The organism is Microcoleus sp. Z1_B2 (genome assembly GCF_036700325.1).
GTDB lineage: Bacteria > Cyanobacteriota > Cyanobacteriia > Cyanobacteriales > Microcoleaceae > Microcoleus.
Genome location: NZ_JAUBOQ010000042.1, coordinates 1 through 14,883, shown reverse-complemented (window position 1 = coordinate 14,883; position 14,883 = coordinate 1). Strand labels below are relative to the sequence as shown.

The following is a 14,883-nucleotide window of genomic DNA, read 5'->3' as shown; positions in this document are numbered from 1 at the left end:
CAATAAATTATATTATGTTGTGGAACAGGCATCTTGCCTGTTCAGATATTAGCCACGGGCAAGATGCCCGTGCCACAATTAATTACTTAATCAATAAATTATCTTGTGTTGTGGAACAGGCATCTTGCCTGTTCATATATTTGCCACGGGCAAGATGCCCGTGCCACAGTTAATTAATCAATAAATTATCTTGTGTTGTGGAACAGGCATCTTGCCTGTTCCTATATTTGCCACGGGCAAGATGCCCGTGCCACAATTAATTAATTAATCAATAAATTATCTTGTGTTGTGGAACAGGCATCTTGCCTGTTCATATATTTGCCACTAGCAAGATGCCCGTGCCACAATTAATCAATTAATAATCGCCTCCAGCGCCATATTGCCACGCTTCAACTAATCGGTGAAAATAGTATTGCTGCTCCGGCGCTAAATTTTTTACCTGCGGTTCTACGGCTTTCCCCAAAGGCTGCAATCCCGTATAAATTCCTAAATTTACATAATGAACCATCCAATCGAGCAAATTAGTTATTCCTACCTGCGGGATAATTTTCATAACTAATCCGGGATGGCTAATTGCTGTTTTAAACAGAGTTTGGGACAAAGCCGGAAACAGCACGATATCTTGAAGAAACGGTTTGAGTACCGGTTCTCCCAACTCTTCCATAACCTGAAATACGGCAGCCAAAAGTTGATTGATTTGATTTGGGTCTATTTTCTGATTCATCGCAGCACTCATCGAACGCTGAAACAACCAGGTGACAGATAGATTCGGCTGGTAGGGTTGCAAAAGTGCGAGGGAATTTTTGTCGAGACTGTCGCTTGTCAAAGCTTCGTCAATTCCTAAAGTCAAGCGTTTGAGGTGACGCACCATTGCGCCGAAACCGCCGAAGCTGAGGGGAGATTGGCTACCGCTGCTGTCTCCGACTGGGAGTAGGCGATTCCAAGGCGTTTTGAGAGGACTTTGGCGATAGCAGGGAAAAAATCCGTAGAGTGCTCTTTGGAATTTTAACTGTTCGAGTTCGACGTTTTGATATTGGGGAAGCAAGCGCAAATACTCTTCAAATAATGTTTCTAAACTGAATCTTTCTGTGTCGGCGTCTATGTAGGTAAATAAGTAGGTGGTGCGGCCGTCTCTGGCTGGAAATGCTTCCCAAAAATATTGGCACTGATTTTGCATTGGGGTGAAGGATGCAAATATATCGCCGGTGTCGTTTTTGGGGTATCCTTGAGCGCAACTACCGACTACTAAACATACGGCGTCGGGTTTTTTCCCTTGTCTAGCTTGGCGGACAATGGGCGAAAAATGTCCCATTGCGTCTAATAATAATCGGGTTTTAAATAAATTTGTAGCAGGTTGTGTATCGGTGTTGGCCGATTCTACAAGGACTCCATTTGGGTGAATGGTTGCTGTTTTAAATGGTGTATTTTCAAATAGCTTTCCTCCAGCTTGGAGGAATCGCTGTTTCAGGGTTTCTAGGAGGTAAACTGGGTCTATTCCGATGTTGAGTACGTCGCGCACCCAAATGTCTGGGGTGTTGGCAAAGCTGATGCGGGCTGGGTTATATTCGGTGGCTATGGCCTTTTCTATCTCTTCAACAGAGAGCAAATTTAGTTCTAAGAATGCGTCTAATTCTTTGCGAGAAATGTTCCATTCTTGATCGCGGCCTCGCAGGGTGCCGCGTTCTATCAAGGCTACTCGCCAACCCCGCACGGCTAAGGCTGTACCGATTAATATTCCTAGGGTTCCGCCGCCGATAACTATGTCGAAGTCGAGGGTTTCGAGGGGTTGTTGGCTGTGTTTGACTGCTTGGGCTGCTGGTGCGGTGTTTTGTTTGAGGTTTTCCCAGAGTCGATCGACTTTTCTCAGGCCTGTGAGGGCGTCTCCTGGCATTTGGGAGAGGATTTGTTCGGTGAGGGACATCGGGTTTTAGGATTGAAGAGTGGTGGATTTTTTATAATTTAGCTTAGATCCACATTTCCGACAGTTTCAGGGCTGACGCATGGGGTGGCGAGAATCCCGGTTTATACTAAGAGGTTGCACCCTTGTCAATAAGCTTTTTAGGAACAGGCTTTCCGGCCTGTTCCACAAAGAGTAGATTTTCTTGTGGAACAGGCCGGAAAGCCTGTTAAGCGAGAATGGTGCAAGATGTGAGTTTCTACGAATTTGGGGCTTAGTAACGAGAAATCTAGGAATCAACCGGGTTTATGAGGTTGGGAGTGCGATCGCGAACCGAGTTTTTATAATCATACAAAGAAACCCGGTTTCTGAAAAAAAACCGGGTTTCTACCTCTCGTTGGTAAGTCTGGGGAATTATCTTCAATCAGCCGTACTTAATTCTTCAACTCGCAGCCGATCGCACAAAATTCGCTCGCACACTATACCACCCGTATCCGCACTCCTGCAAACTTCTAATTGAGCTTCCGGCAACGCTTCAAACAAAAAACGCTCTCCCGGAAAAACCGTCCGCTCAAAATACCAATTAGGAATATTTGTAATGCGAGCGATTTGCACTTTGCTAGTATTATTAAGATACCAACACAAAATGCGCGTATGACCTTCGGAAATTACCTGATTTAGTGTCAAATTCATCTTTTTAACTTGTTTGTGCAATGGTGCGAGCGAGTGGCAAAAGACCTAAGCTTATTATAGCATATTCCCAGTTAAAACAGAATTTTTTATACATTTTTTATACATTTTTTGGGTTAATTAATAAATTTCTCCGGGAAAACATCAGCGCCTTCCCCCTATTCCCAAGAAGGTGCAAAAGTCGGCATTGCTAAAGTGCAAGATTTCCATCCTCCCTTAACAGGTGCATTCAACAATTGACAGTGACCGACAGAACCTCTTGCCTGTTGGTAGTGACCGCAAAAATTACACTTGGAAGCCGGATTGCACCCGCGCTCGCTAATTACAAGGCTGGGCTGCTTTTGGGTTTGGTTGCGCTCGATAGTTAAAGTGTTCATTAAATTACTTTTTAAATGTTCAGTCTTAAGTATGACGGCTGGAGTGCAGTCGTGGCGTCTATCTCAAGGCTTAGTTCACCTTTAAGATTTGTTTAGGGATCGATATAAAATATATTATTTTTGAGATGATCGAGCTAGGGAGCAATTGAATTTCCTTTCGATCGCATTGGCGGCCACGGCTTTAGGGTCGATCGCGCTTGCCGGGGGATATACTTCCTGAGACAGAGCTAATTATCCTCGCCTAACTTGCTGAACAAATCGGCTAAAATTGTATTAGAAAATAAAAAACCTTCGGGATCGCTCAACCTCAAATTGCCCGACAGTGGCAGTTTCGCGCCCTCTCCTAAATTTGAGATCGCCCCATCCGCAGTGATAATTTCTACCCATCCTTGCCGCCAGTAGGGCTGCAAACAACGCCAAATTTTATCAACCGTTTGCTGAGTAAACTTTTCAGTCAGCGCCGACAGGCTAACTCCTTCTGCTAAACGCAAACCTAGCATCAGCGTTTCTAACAAAACGTCATTTTCTGAAACGGGAAAACTTGGCTCAATTGCTGGGTAAATATCTGGCTGGGTTTCCCCCCCAATTCGAGGAGTAGCAGGGGAATTGAGGCGAGAGATCGATCGCACCCACTGATAATATTCTTGAGTTTTGCGAGGTCTAGTCAACCTCCGGCCTTCCACGTAACTCGCCGCCCCCATTCCCAAACCGTAATAAGGGCGATTTTCCCAATAAACGCGGTTGTGGCGGCACTGATAGCCATCGCGAGCGTAATTAGAAATTTCGTAATGTTCGTAACCAGCGCCGGTCAGAATTTCCTGCGCTAAACGGTACATTCCAGCAGCGGTTTCATCTGCTGGTAGCGGCTGCGCGCCTGCTTCAAAGTAGCGCCCGAAAGCAGTTAAGGGCTCAACAATTAAGTCGTAACTCGACAGGTGAGTCGGGGAAATTTCCACCGCCGATTTCAGGGAAGCTTCCCAGTTTTCTAAAGTTTGGTGCGGCAGTCCCGAAATTAGGTCTAAACTGAAATTGACAATACCAGCCGATCGCACTATTTCCACTGCTTCAAAAATATCAGCGACAGAGTGCGATCGCCCGCAAGCTTGCAGCAATTCATCCTGAAAAGCCTGCACTCCCAAACTAACTCTATTTACTCCCGCCGCTGCATATCCCCGCAACTGTTCTAAAGTAAACGTACCGGGGTCTATTTCGATAGAAATTTCCGCCCCAGCAGCAATCCCAAATTTGCCGTCGAGAGTCTCTAAAATATTGCTCAACTGACTGACAGAAAGCAGCGAAGGCGTGCCGCCACCAAAAAAAACTGTTTTGAGAGATGCGCCTAAATTTTTAGTTTCTTGAATTTCTTGACACAGTACAGCAACGTATTGGACTATGGTGCCGGAATTCTCGCCATTTTTGCGATCGCCCACCACAAAAACCGGAAAATCGCAGTAGTAACAGCGGCGGCGACAAAAAGGTATATGCAGGTAAGCCGAACTAGGAATGCCGGAATTTGCCGCTTGCACACTTTTTTTTAATTCAAATGTTAAATAATCTGTGGGAGGGTTCATTATATCTCAAGCCGAAAGCGCCACTTCAAATCTAAAGTTTTAATTAAACAATCATGAATAATTATGTATATTATGACATTTTCTGACAAAAAAAGGGGTGCGAACCATCGGCTCTTTTAATTTAACCTCGTACCCGTTTTGATCTGCCAAAATTCCCCAACAGCCCGCAGCGCGGTCTATTCGCACCTCGTGCCTGCTGGCGGCGGGGCGCGCTAAATCCCGATCGGCTCCCTGGCACATCCCCCAAAGGGTACAACGGGTAAATATAAGTTTATAAAAATCCCTCAGCAAATATAGCGATATCCGACCAAAGCATGAAAACAAGTATCAGCACTAGAAAGATATAATAGGCATAAATTCATTAACCTAGAACTAATGCTAGACGCAATCATAATAATCTCATTCATAATCGCAGGCGGAGGCATCGGCTATTACGGAGTCGAACTCCTGCCGAGCAATCTGCTGCTGCAAGTTACAAATATACAAGGCTTAAGTTCTGTACTAGGTTCCTTTGGAGCATTAATCGGCTTCGTGATGGGATTAGTGGCTCAAACAACCTATCGCCGCCTAGAAAAACAAGTCCGCGATATGCCGGTGGAGATGCTGCTGACGCGGGCGATCGGCTTAATCATCGGACTGCTAGTAGCAAACTTAATGCTGGCTCCGCTGTTCCTGCTGCCCATACCCCGCGAGTTCGGCTTCATCAAACCTTTAGTCGCAGTCTTGGGTAGCGTCATGTTCGGCTTCACAGGGGTCAGTTTGACAGACACCCACGGCCGCGCTTTCTTGCGACTGATCAACCCCAAAAGCTTTGACACGGTGTTGCTAGCCGAAGGTACTTTCAAACCAGCCACTGCCAAAGTTGTCGATACTAGCTGCATTATTGACGGCAGAATTGAAAACTTGCTAGAAACAGGTTTCCTCGAAGGTCAAATTATCGTGCCCCAATTCGTGCTCCAAGAACTGCAACTGGTAGCTGATTCCGCCAACGATCAAAAGCGAGTGCGCGGACGCCGCGGCTTAGATGTACTCAACCGCATCAAAGAAACATATCCAGAACGCATTCAAATTCACTCGGCAGACTACGAAGATATTGCCACAGTCGATGCAAAATTAGTCCGATTTGCTTTAGATATCGACGGCATTTTGCTCACCAACGATTACAACTTATCGAAAGTAGCTACCGTCCAAAAACTGCCGGTTTTGAATATCAACGATTTGACTCATGCGGTGCGCCCGACTTATTTGCCGGGAGATACGATCGAACTAAAAATCCGCAAAGAAGGCAAAGAACCCTCTCAGGGAATCGGTTACTTGGATGACGGCACAATGGTTGTCGTAGAAGCCGGCAGCAGCTATGTCGGTGGCGAAGCCAGAGTCGTAGTCACCAGCGCCCTGCAAACCAGCGCCGGCCGCATGATATTCGCCCGTCCTCAAGAATCCGTTATTGTTTAAAACTGAGTAACAATGGCCAGGGCAATCAGAATCAAATATTGCGATCGCTGTTCCCAATCTGCCCCGACTCTCTACCGCGCCCGGTATGACGAGTCGGGGCAGTGGTTTTTTTTGTGTCTTAAATGTTGGGAATCGGTAAGTAAAAACAATCCTTTTTACTTCTACGGTGGCACTTGGAAAGCCAGCAAGAAAAAATAGCAATTACCAGCTTCTTCTTCTTTTCTCTTCCTACCCTACGGGAACGGCTTCGCCGAACGCGTCCTTAGCGTCTTCGCGGTTCAATCGTATCAATATCAGTGATTCTAGAGTAATTAAAATCAACCAATCCCGATCGCATCTTCATACAATGTCTCGATCGCACAGCTAAAATTCACGCTAGCAAACTGAACTTCTTGTCCTTGACTGTAAGGATAAAGCACCCACAAACCCTCTGCATTCCGGCGAAAACACTCTACACTAACTCTTTCTTGATTGATTAATACATACTCTTGCAAACTTTCGGAAGTACGGTAATCGGCAAACTTTTCACCTCTGTCAAAAGCCGCTGTTGTTGGCGATAAAACTTCCACAATTAAGCGCGGGTAGATAATGAAATCTTCAGCAGTATTTCTGTCCCGTTCATCGCAACTCACCGCTACATCGGGATAGTAATAGAAATTTGATGTCTCATTCCGAACTTTCATGTCTGCCATGTAAGTTATGCAGCCACTTCCCCGAAGATGGTTTCTCAACAAAGTTGCTGCATTTACACTAATGATGACATGAGCTTTGCTTGCCCCTGCCATTGCATAGATTTCACCTTGTCTGTACTCGTGTTTGATCGGACTGACTTTCTCGCCTGCTAAATAATCTTCAGGAGAGACGTAGGTGTCGCTTTTACTTGCAACCATATAATTTTAAGGTTGGTGAGGATTACACAATTATAGCCCAATACGCTTGGGTTAGCGCTTTCAGACGAATTTCATTTCACGCATTTATGAGAGTTGCAAACTTGTGAAAGGAAATCAGATTATTCTTATCCCCAGCGTATTGTTTAATGTGTAGGTTTTCTCGCCACACATTCGATTCATGGGGAAATTGAATGCGATCGCACAGCCATCAAACAAACCACTTTGTGGGATTAAAAAATTTCTGTCAATGCGTAAATCCTAGCTTTGCTGATAACCTGAACTAATAAGTCTTATAAGAAATTCTGTATCTAAATATACTATTTTTGTATAAATCATGACATTTATCAAGGTATCCTGACATTAAGGGCTAAATTCCACACCTTACCTACAAAATTTGTAACCTCCAGAGTTGAGAAGGTACTCCAAGCTTTCACCAGTCCATCGCCCTTGGCTGTCGGCGTTGGCACTCCAGCTAAGTTCTCAGATTTTAGTCGTCCGTGAAATGTGATATGAGTTGAAATCTCCCAAATTCATGCCGAAACTAAAAGAATCTTTTAATCACCCCCATACCGAACCAGCCGATACCGCGATTCGCCTAAAGCAGCATAAAGACCTGTTTTCCTGGCTTTCGATCGCTGCGGGGCTAATTTTTCTACAGGGGTACATGATTGCTCCCCTGATTCCACGTTTGGCTGAAGTTTTTAATGTTCCGGTTCAGGAAATCGGCTTTATCGTTCCAGCCTATATGCTGTCCTATGCACTGATGGCATTATTCTTCGGCCTCCTGTCCGATCGCTTTGGTCGATGGTCTATTATTCGCATCTCGCTTGCTCTTTTTGTCATTTTCACCGCTTTAACTGCCACGGCCCAAAATGCTTCGCAGATGGCAACCTGGCGGCTATTAACCGGGATTGGAGCAAGTGGTGTGATTCCCCTTACCTTCGCCTTAATTGGCGATTTATTCCCGTTCGATCGGCGAGGTGCCAAGCTAGGATTGGTGTTTGCAGCAATGGAAGGGGGAATGGCAGCAGGCTCTGCGGGGGGAGCGATTCTTGAGCCATTTGTAGGTTGGCGAGTGCTCTTTCTAGGTACTGCTTTGCTTGCTGCTGTTGTGCTTTGGCGCCTTCATCCTTACGGTTCTTTATTTGATACACCAAAAGTCACCAAATTACCGCCTATTCGCCAAATCTTTAGGGGATACAGCCAGATATTAGCAACCTTTCGGGGGCAGCGTACATATGCTTATGTTCTGTGGAATGGTATTTACCACTCTGGGGTATATACATGGCTAGGGTTGTATTTATCGCAACGGTACGGTATGGATGCCTTGAGCATTGGTTTAAACATTCTTGGGTACGGCATTCCCGGTTTATTGCTAAGTTCTTTCATTGGTCAAGCCGTCGATCGGTGGGGACGGCGTTGGCTCGTTCCAGCAGGGTTGGTAATGGCTGCTGTGGCTGGGATTGCAATGATTTTTGAGATTCCGCCACTGGGAACGACGATCGCAGTTCTTATTTTGTCTTTAGGGTATGACCTGACTCAACCGTTGTTTGTCGGAATTGTGACCGATCTCGGAGATGACAACAATTTGGGGCAAACGATGGGACTGAAAGTATTTACTCTCTTTACTGGATTTGGTGTAGGCAGTCTCGTATTTGGAGAGCTACTGCGCTTTGGATTTGGGCCTTCTCTCGCTATCTTTGGTGGCATTCAGTTGATAATTGGTTCGATCGCAGTCCCACTATTCTGGCAGGAAGTCCCCTCTCGATTACGGGGTTAGCGACTGTTGCCCAAAGCAATGTTGCATACATTAATACTGCTCAAATCATTGCGCTCACTGTTCTGTTGTAGAGCATCTATAGAGCAATACGCTTGGGTTAGCCCTTTCAGACGAATTTCATTTCACGCATTTATGAGAGTTCCAGACTTTTGAAATACTCACCGCGCCTTCAGGCCGGTGAGTATTTCACCTTTCCCCCAAAGTTTCAACGTCGGCGCGGGGCCGGAAGCCTCGCACTATTGCCATTTTGCGGTTGCGGTTTTTCTTGCAACTTCATCGTCAAACTAACCCGCTTTAACTTCTCATTCACCTCCAAAACCCGCACTTTCACAACTTGTCCGACTTTGACAATCTGTTTGGGGTCATCTACAAAGCGATCGGCTAATTGAGAAACGTGAACCAAACCATCTTGGTGCACTCCCACATCAACAAAGGCTCCAAAGTTAGCTACATTCGTGATTATGCCTTCTAATTCCATCCCAACTTGCAAATCGGAGATTTCTTTGATTCCTGCTTGGAAAGTGGCATATTTAAACTCGGCACGCGGGTCTCTTCCCGGTTTTTCTAGTTCCGAAATAATGTCTCGGAGTGTTGGTTCTCCGACTTTCTCTGTGACATATTTCTTGATGTTTACAGTCTTGATTTTTTCAGATATTTGTGTTATTCCAGTCAGCGGCAAGTCTAAATCCTTGGCGATCGCCTGCACGACAGGATAACTTTCGGGATGAACTGCTGTATTGTCCAGGGGGTTTTCGCCGCCGCGAATGCGGAGAAACCCGGCTGCTTGTTCAAAAGCTTTTGGCCCGAGTTTGGGAACTTTCAGCAGTTGGCGGCGATTTTTAAACGCGCCATTTTCGTTGCGGTAATTGACGATATTTTTGGCAACTGTTGCCGTCATTCCTGACACAAATGTTAGCAGTTCTTTCGAGGCTGTGTTTAAGTCAACTCCGACATAATTCACGCAGCTTTCGACAGTTTCGTCGAGTTTCTTTTTGAGCAGTTTTTGGTCAACATCGTGCTGGTATTGACCGACTCCTATTGATTTCGGGTCGATTTTCACGAGTTCGGCGAGGGGATCTTGCAAGCGTCGTCCGATGCTGACTGCGCCGCGGACGGTGATGTCGAGATCGGGAAATTCGGCGATCGCCACCTCGCTTGCTGAATAAATCGATGCACCGGATTCATTCACCATGACTTTAATCGGTTTTCTTTCCATTTGGGCCAAAACTTCCGAAACAAATTCGTCTGTTTCGCGGGAAGCTGTACCGTTGCCGATCGCGATTAATTCAATTTTATATTTTTCAATTAAATGCTTGACAATTTTACCCGCTTGTTGTCGCTGAGCGGCCGCTTGGTGGGGAAAAATTGCTTGATATTCTAAAAATTGCCCGGTTTCATCGAGGGCGGAAACTTTACACCCCGTGCGAAATCCCGGATCGATCGCCAATGTGGGTTTCATTCCCGCCGGCGCCGACAGCAGCAACTCGCGCAGGTTGGTTTCAAAAGTGGCGATGGACTCGATATCAGCGACTGCTTTGTTGTGCGATCGTACTTCCGTGATTAACGAAGTCTTCATCAGTCGGTTGAAGGCATCCTTCAAAGTCGATCGATAAAACTCTTTAACTTCTGGTATCCTAGTTCTAATTTCCTGACTTTCCAAATAAGCCATCACGGCGGATTCATCAAAAGCCAGTTCCAAATCTAAAACCCCTTCCGTTTCCCCGCGAAACAGCGCTAACATATTGTGCGACTGAACGCTTCTCGCTGCAACTTGATAATTGCGGTACATTTCAAATTTAGTGCTTCCTTCCGGGAAATCCTCTTTAATTTTAGAGACAAAAACTCCTGTTTTCATCAAAAATTCTCGCAAATAAGCCCGCAATTCAGCTTTTTCCGAAACCGCTTCCGCCAAAATATCCCCAGCACCTTTGAGAGCTTCTTCTGCTGTTTTCACTCCCTTTTCTTCCGAAATATATTTACCTGCTTCCGCCTCAAAGTCTGCTGGTTTAGCCGTCGGCAAGTTCAGACTTTTGATAAAATTTGCCAGCGGTTCCAAACCTTTTTCCCTAGCAATTATCGCTCGCGTCCGTCGCTTGGGTTTATAAGGCAGATAAAGGTCTTCTAGTTCGTTTTTTTGCAAACATGATTCGATTTTAGCTTGCAATTCTTCAGTGAGTTTCCCCAGAGAGCTAATCGTCTCTAAAATAGACTTTTTGCGCTCTTCAATTTCCGTCAAATAGGTGAAGCGATCGGAGATGTCCCGCAACTGAATTTCATTCAGCAAATCCGTGCGTTCTTTGCGGTAGCGGGCAATAAACGGAATAGTTGCTCCCTCGGCGAAAAGTTCCAGAGCATTATTGACTTGAGACAGATTGATGGAAAGTTCTTGAGCAATCAGTTGAGGAATGTCGATCATAGTGCAGAATTTCGGGTCAGGCGATTTTAGATTTTGGATTGACTTGCGCGAGATCAATTCGGGGGCGTGAGGATTTTAGATTTTAGATTTTGGATTGATTCCACGGATAAATTCAAGGGCTTGTACCATCAACAAATTCTTGGTCAATTTTAGATTTTAGATTTTAGATTAACTTCACAGAATAGAGCAAGAAAAGGGATTGTCCCAATTTTGTTAAAATCGTTTTCTAGGAGTGCGATCGTCTCGCACGGCAAAGCCGATATCTCTCGCTTCTAGCTCTCCGGCTTGCACTCCTGTGAAAGCATCATTGGGATGTTCCCATGATGTTAGCATAAATGGAGTCATTTCTCAATATTATATGTTTCCTTTTAAATATCCTGTGCCGCAAACCGATCCGCCGCGATCGCCCAGAGAAACGCTGCCGACGATGTACGATTTACCCAGCGAAGACCCGGATGAACCTGGTTTGCCTGACGAATTTCACGATTTGCAGCCGCAGTTGTTGAGTCTGACGTTTCGGCCTCGGAATTATCCGGCTTCTGAGATATTTAGCGGCACCGACATGAACCTTTATTATGACGTGCAGCACACTCTGTGGCACAAGCGGCCGGATTGGTTTGGAGTTGTGGGAGTTCCCCGACTTTACGATCGATCGGAACTGCGGATGAGTTATGTTACTTGGCAGGAAGGTGTGAATCCTTTTGTAATTGTAGAACTGCTTTCGCCGGGAACGGAAAAAGAAGATTTAGGCGACAATACCGATGAGGAAAAGTTGCCACCTCAGTCGGGAAACACTGCCGGTAACGGGCAAGTTTTGGATGCCGAGAGGAAGGATGAACCGCCAAGAAAATGGGAGGTTTACGAGCAAATTTTGCGGGTTCCTATTTATGCTGTTTTCAGCCGCTATACTAACAAATTGCGAGTGTTTGAATTGAAGGGCGGACACTATCAAGAATTAGAATTGCCCGAGTCGCGAGTGTGGATTCCTGACCTAAGTTTGGGCTTGGGTTTGTGGCAAGGAGAGTTTCAGGGAGTCGATCGACTGTGGTTGCGCTGGTATGATGTTGATGGCAATTGGATTCTCACTGAAGCGGAACAGCAACGGCAGCGGGCAGAGTCAGCGGAAGCTCAATTGCAGTCTTTAATTCGGCGGCTGCGGGAATCTGGCATCGATCCCGATCGATTTTTAAACGGTTAGAGAAGACTGAAGTCCTGACTAATATTATGTCCGGTCGATTACCCCTAATACGGTACGGGCGGGTTCACGAAAAATATCTGCCCATAATTGACAATCTCAAAAACCCGCCCTTTTAATCGCTGGTTCGCAGTCAGGACTTTAGTTTTTTTACTTCACAAGAAGACAGAAAGCCTCACTATACACAGGCTTTAAGATTTGATCGAAACTTGATTGGTTGCGGCTTGTGTGTTTGTTGCTGGTACTCTTTGCGGTTAAGTCATCCGCGTAGGGAGAATGATGCAAATAAGCTTTACCGACAGAACCAAAAAGTTGCAGTTTGTCAGAAATGACCGATTGCATGGCATCGATAGCTTTTTCCATTATTTCCAACAAATCCGGATCTGCCTCAGAAATGCTACTTTTTAACACGTCCATATAAGCTTCGCGAATTTCCGTATTCACATTAAATTTAGAGACTCCCAATTTAATACATTGATGAATCATTGACTCCCGCAAACCGCTAGCACCGTGCATCACTAACGGCACTGAAACAGCAGCGCGGATTTTGGCCAGACGTGGAAAATCGAGTTTCGGTTCGCTGAGATATTTGCCGTGAACGTTACCAATTGTTACGGCTAAAAAATCCACCTTAGTTTCTTTGATAAACTCTACGGCTGATACCGGATCGGTCATCCTTGCGGCTTTCTCCTCGATTGTCAAACCTTCTTCCCGGCCGCTAATTCTGCCGATTTCTGCTTCAACTGCCGCACCGTTAGCGTGGCATAATTTAGTCATTTCCCGGCTAAATATTAAGTTTTGTTCGTAGGGCAAAAAAGAACCGTCTGCCATAGTTGATTTGATGCCGGCGGCTAGGGCGAGGTGAATGTCTTTTTCTGAGGTGCTGTGATCTAAGTGTACTGCGATCGGCATTAAAGATTTGCGGGCCGCTTCCATGCACAGCGCGACTAAAGGCGATTTTCCGTATTGGATGGCACTGGGGTGAAGTTGCAGTATAGCAGGACTGTGCAGCGCTTCTGCCGCATTGATGACGGCTTTTACTCCTTCGAGGTTGTAGACGTTAAAAGCGCCGATCGCATAACCATTTCTCAAGGCCGTGTTCAGCAATTCCCTAGTTGACGCGAGCATATAGTACCTACTTTAAAAACTTTTCTGAATGTCGATCATTCTATCAAAGTTCTAGGCCCAGCTCAGCTTAATTTGTGTTTATTTTAATTGCGAATTCTTCGGCTACGATTTATGTGAAGTGCATTGATTCTTGAGTAAGGTGCGTAAGGGCGCACCTTACGATTTGTTTGGTAAGCCTAGCGCACCTTACTCCTTGAGTGATTTACTACTAGGTTTGTGCGTTACCAGCGTGCAAACCGCATTCTTTTACGGTCGCTTCTTCCCACCACCAGCGACCTTCGCGTTCGTGTTGGTTCGGCAATACCGGCTTTGTACAAGGTTCGCAACCAATGCTTACAAAACCGCGTTCGTGCAACTTGTTGTAAGGCACATCCAAAGCGCGAATGTATTCCCAAACCTCTGCCGAAGACCAGTTTGCTAAGGGATTGAATTTAATTAATTCATGGTCAGGAGTTGAGAATGCAGTGTCAACTTCAATAACCGGAATACCGTTGCGGGTACTGGGACTTTGGTCTTTCCGCTGACCGGTAATCCAAGCATCGAGAGTATTCAGTTTGCGGCGCAGCGGCCTGACTTTCCGCACGCCACAGCATTCTTTGTGACCGTCTTGATAAAAACTAAACAATCCCTTTTCTTCTACTAGGGCTTGTACTTCGGCTGCATCGGGAAACATTACTTCTAATTTAATGCCGTAATGTTTTCTGACTCGATCCAAAAACTGATAAGTTTCCGAGTGTAATCGTCCGGTGTCTAGGGTGAAAACGCGGAAATTCTTGGTGATTTTTGAGGCAATATCGATCAAAACTACATCTTCAGCCCCGCTGAAAGAAATGGAGATATTGTCAAAATTTTCTAGGGCAAATTTGAGAATGTCTCGCGGTGTTTTTTGACTGTATTCTGCTTCTAGGGCGGCAATGTTGAGATTTCTTTGGATGGCAACCATATTTTCGGGTTTTCGGTGTTCTTTTCCTCTAGCCCTTTATTATAGCCGATCGCCGTCTCTCTCTCGCCGACTAATTTGACAATCCAGCAATGTCGTCCGGGGCCCCCGGATTCATCCGTGAAGCGAAAAAAAAGCTTTGAATCCTCATCGCCAGCCCCCTGGGTTTATCAGTGAGGTCGCTTTCTTCAATCTCTTCAATTTCGTCAATCTAAAATCTAAAATCTAAAATCTAAAATCGACTGGCCGCATCTTGCAGCAGTCTTTTCGGCTGGGCCCACAATCAAGCTCAAGGATGGCGATCGCCCACTGGCAGAAGTTTTGGTGAACCCAAAACTCCTCTACTGGGTAAAATGGGACTGTCGCGCGATCCATTGAATTTGCCCCCCAATTATAAATCCCACACAATAAAATTATTTAAATGTCATTGTTACAATCCGAAAAATTGACTCGTCTCATTAATTAAATAAGGATCGCGAATTAAATAACTTACAATTTTAATTGTTATTGTGGGATGGGCTCTTATAGCCCGTCCACTCATGAC

Annotated in this window: 11 protein-coding genes; 3 read left to right on the top strand and 8 right to left on the bottom strand. The window is 45.4% G+C overall.

Features of this window, described 5'->3' with window-relative positions:
* Window positions 1–355 precede the first annotated feature (355 nt).
* The 4 genes from QT984_RS22385 to hemW form a co-directional block, all read right to left on the bottom strand.
* Window positions 356–1,921, bottom strand: coding sequence for an FAD-dependent oxidoreductase (locus tag QT984_RS22385; protein WP_333057595.1), 1,566 nt, complete (start codon window positions 1,919–1,921; stop codon window positions 356–358).
* A 396-nt stretch (window positions 1,922–2,317) separates the two neighbouring features.
* Window positions 2,318–2,590: a DUF1830 domain-containing protein gene (locus tag QT984_RS22380; protein WP_333057596.1), complete on the bottom strand. Its 273-nt coding sequence runs from the start codon at window positions 2,588–2,590 to the stop codon at window positions 2,318–2,320.
* 155 nt (window positions 2,591–2,745) lie between these two features.
* Entirely contained in the window at window positions 2,746–2,964 is a 219-nt protein-coding gene (locus tag QT984_RS22375; protein WP_333057597.1) for a hypothetical protein, read from the bottom strand.
* A gap of 227 nt (window positions 2,965–3,191) precedes the next feature.
* The gene (gene hemW, locus QT984_RS22370; RefSeq protein ID WP_333374972.1) at window positions 3,192–4,535 is read right to left on the bottom strand and encodes a radical SAM family heme chaperone HemW; all 1,344 of its coding nucleotides are present in this window, start codon (window positions 4,533–4,535) and stop codon (window positions 3,192–3,194) included.
* A 375-nt stretch (window positions 4,536–4,910) separates the two neighbouring features.
* On the opposite strand from hemW, the gene QT984_RS22365 reads away from it, so the two are divergent.
* Window positions 4,911–5,990, top strand: coding sequence for a PIN/TRAM domain-containing protein (locus QT984_RS22365; protein ID WP_333057600.1), 1,080 nt, complete (start codon window positions 4,911–4,913; stop codon window positions 5,988–5,990).
* 317 nt (window positions 5,991–6,307) lie between these two features.
* On the opposite strand, the gene QT984_RS22360 is transcribed toward QT984_RS22365, so the two are convergent.
* Window positions 6,308–6,880, bottom strand: coding sequence for a Uma2 family endonuclease (locus QT984_RS22360; RefSeq protein ID WP_333057601.1), 573 nt, complete (start codon window positions 6,878–6,880; stop codon window positions 6,308–6,310).
* 532 nt (window positions 6,881–7,412) lie between these two features.
* On the opposite strand from QT984_RS22360, the gene QT984_RS22355 reads away from it, so the two are divergent.
* Window positions 7,413–8,660 carry an MFS transporter gene (locus QT984_RS22355; protein ID WP_333057602.1) on the top strand — a complete coding sequence of 416 codons (1,248 nt, stop codon included), beginning with the start codon at window positions 7,413–7,415 and terminating at the stop codon, window positions 8,658–8,660.
* Between the two features lie 205 nt (window positions 8,661–8,865).
* Here QT984_RS22355 and QT984_RS22350 read toward each other — a convergent pair whose 3' ends face one another.
* Window positions 8,866–11,076 (bottom strand): Tex family protein, encoded by a 2,211-nt coding sequence (locus QT984_RS22350; protein ID WP_333263541.1) that lies wholly within the window; start codon window positions 11,074–11,076, stop codon window positions 8,866–8,868.
* 358 nt (window positions 11,077–11,434) lie between these two features.
* Between QT984_RS22350 and QT984_RS22345 the strand changes: the two genes are divergently transcribed.
* Window positions 11,435–12,274, top strand: a complete 840-nt coding sequence (locus tag QT984_RS22345; protein ID WP_333057603.1) for a Uma2 family endonuclease — start codon at window positions 11,435–11,437, stop codon at window positions 12,272–12,274.
* Window positions 12,275–12,421: 147 nt separating this feature from the next.
* Here the strand turns inward: QT984_RS22345 and QT984_RS22340 are convergent, their stop codons facing one another.
* Window positions 12,422–13,399: a class II fructose-bisphosphate aldolase gene (locus QT984_RS22340; RefSeq protein WP_333058433.1), complete on the bottom strand. Its 978-nt coding sequence runs from the start codon at window positions 13,397–13,399 to the stop codon at window positions 12,422–12,424.
* A gap of 208 nt (window positions 13,400–13,607) precedes the next feature.
* Complete coding sequence (locus QT984_RS22335) at window positions 13,608–14,342, bottom strand: phosphoadenylyl-sulfate reductase (protein ID WP_333058431.1); 735 nt, start codon at window positions 14,340–14,342, stop codon at window positions 13,608–13,610.
* Between the last annotated feature and the right edge of the window lie 541 nt (window positions 14,343–14,883).

What these genes read in the sequence shown, in the direction of transcription:
- QT984_RS22385 (WP_333057595.1), bottom strand. Translation starts at nt 1,921, where the DNA reads ATGTCCCTCACCGAACAAATCCTCTCCCAAATGCCAGGAGACGCCCTC.
- QT984_RS22380 (WP_333057596.1), bottom strand. Translation starts at nt 2,590, where the DNA reads ATGAATTTGACACTAAATCAGGTAATTTCCGAAGGTCATACGCGCATT.
- QT984_RS22375 (WP_333057597.1), bottom strand. Translation starts at nt 2,964, where the DNA reads ATGAACACTTTAACTATCGAGCGCAACCAAACCCAAAAGCAGCCCAGC.
- hemW (WP_333374972.1), bottom strand. Translation starts at nt 4,535, where the DNA reads ATGAACCCTCCCACAGATTATTTAACATTTGAATTAAAAAAAAGTGTG.
- QT984_RS22365 (WP_333057600.1), top strand. Translation starts at nt 4,911, where the DNA reads ATGCTAGACGCAATCATAATAATCTCATTCATAATCGCAGGCGGAGGC.
- QT984_RS22360 (WP_333057601.1), bottom strand. Translation starts at nt 6,880, where the DNA reads ATGGTTGCAAGTAAAAGCGACACCTACGTCTCTCCTGAAGATTATTTA.
- QT984_RS22355 (WP_333057602.1), top strand. Translation starts at nt 7,413, where the DNA reads ATGCCGAAACTAAAAGAATCTTTTAATCACCCCCATACCGAACCAGCC.
- QT984_RS22350 (WP_333263541.1), bottom strand. Translation starts at nt 11,076, where the DNA reads ATGATCGACATTCCTCAACTGATTGCTCAAGAACTTTCCATCAATCTG.
- QT984_RS22345 (WP_333057603.1), top strand. Translation starts at nt 11,435, where the DNA reads ATGTTTCCTTTTAAATATCCTGTGCCGCAAACCGATCCGCCGCGATCG.
- QT984_RS22340 (WP_333058433.1), bottom strand. Translation starts at nt 13,399, where the DNA reads ATGCTCGCGTCAACTAGGGAATTGCTGAACACGGCCTTGAGAAATGGT.
- QT984_RS22335 (WP_333058431.1), bottom strand. Translation starts at nt 14,342, where the DNA reads ATGGTTGCCATCCAAAGAAATCTCAACATTGCCGCCCTAGAAGCAGAA.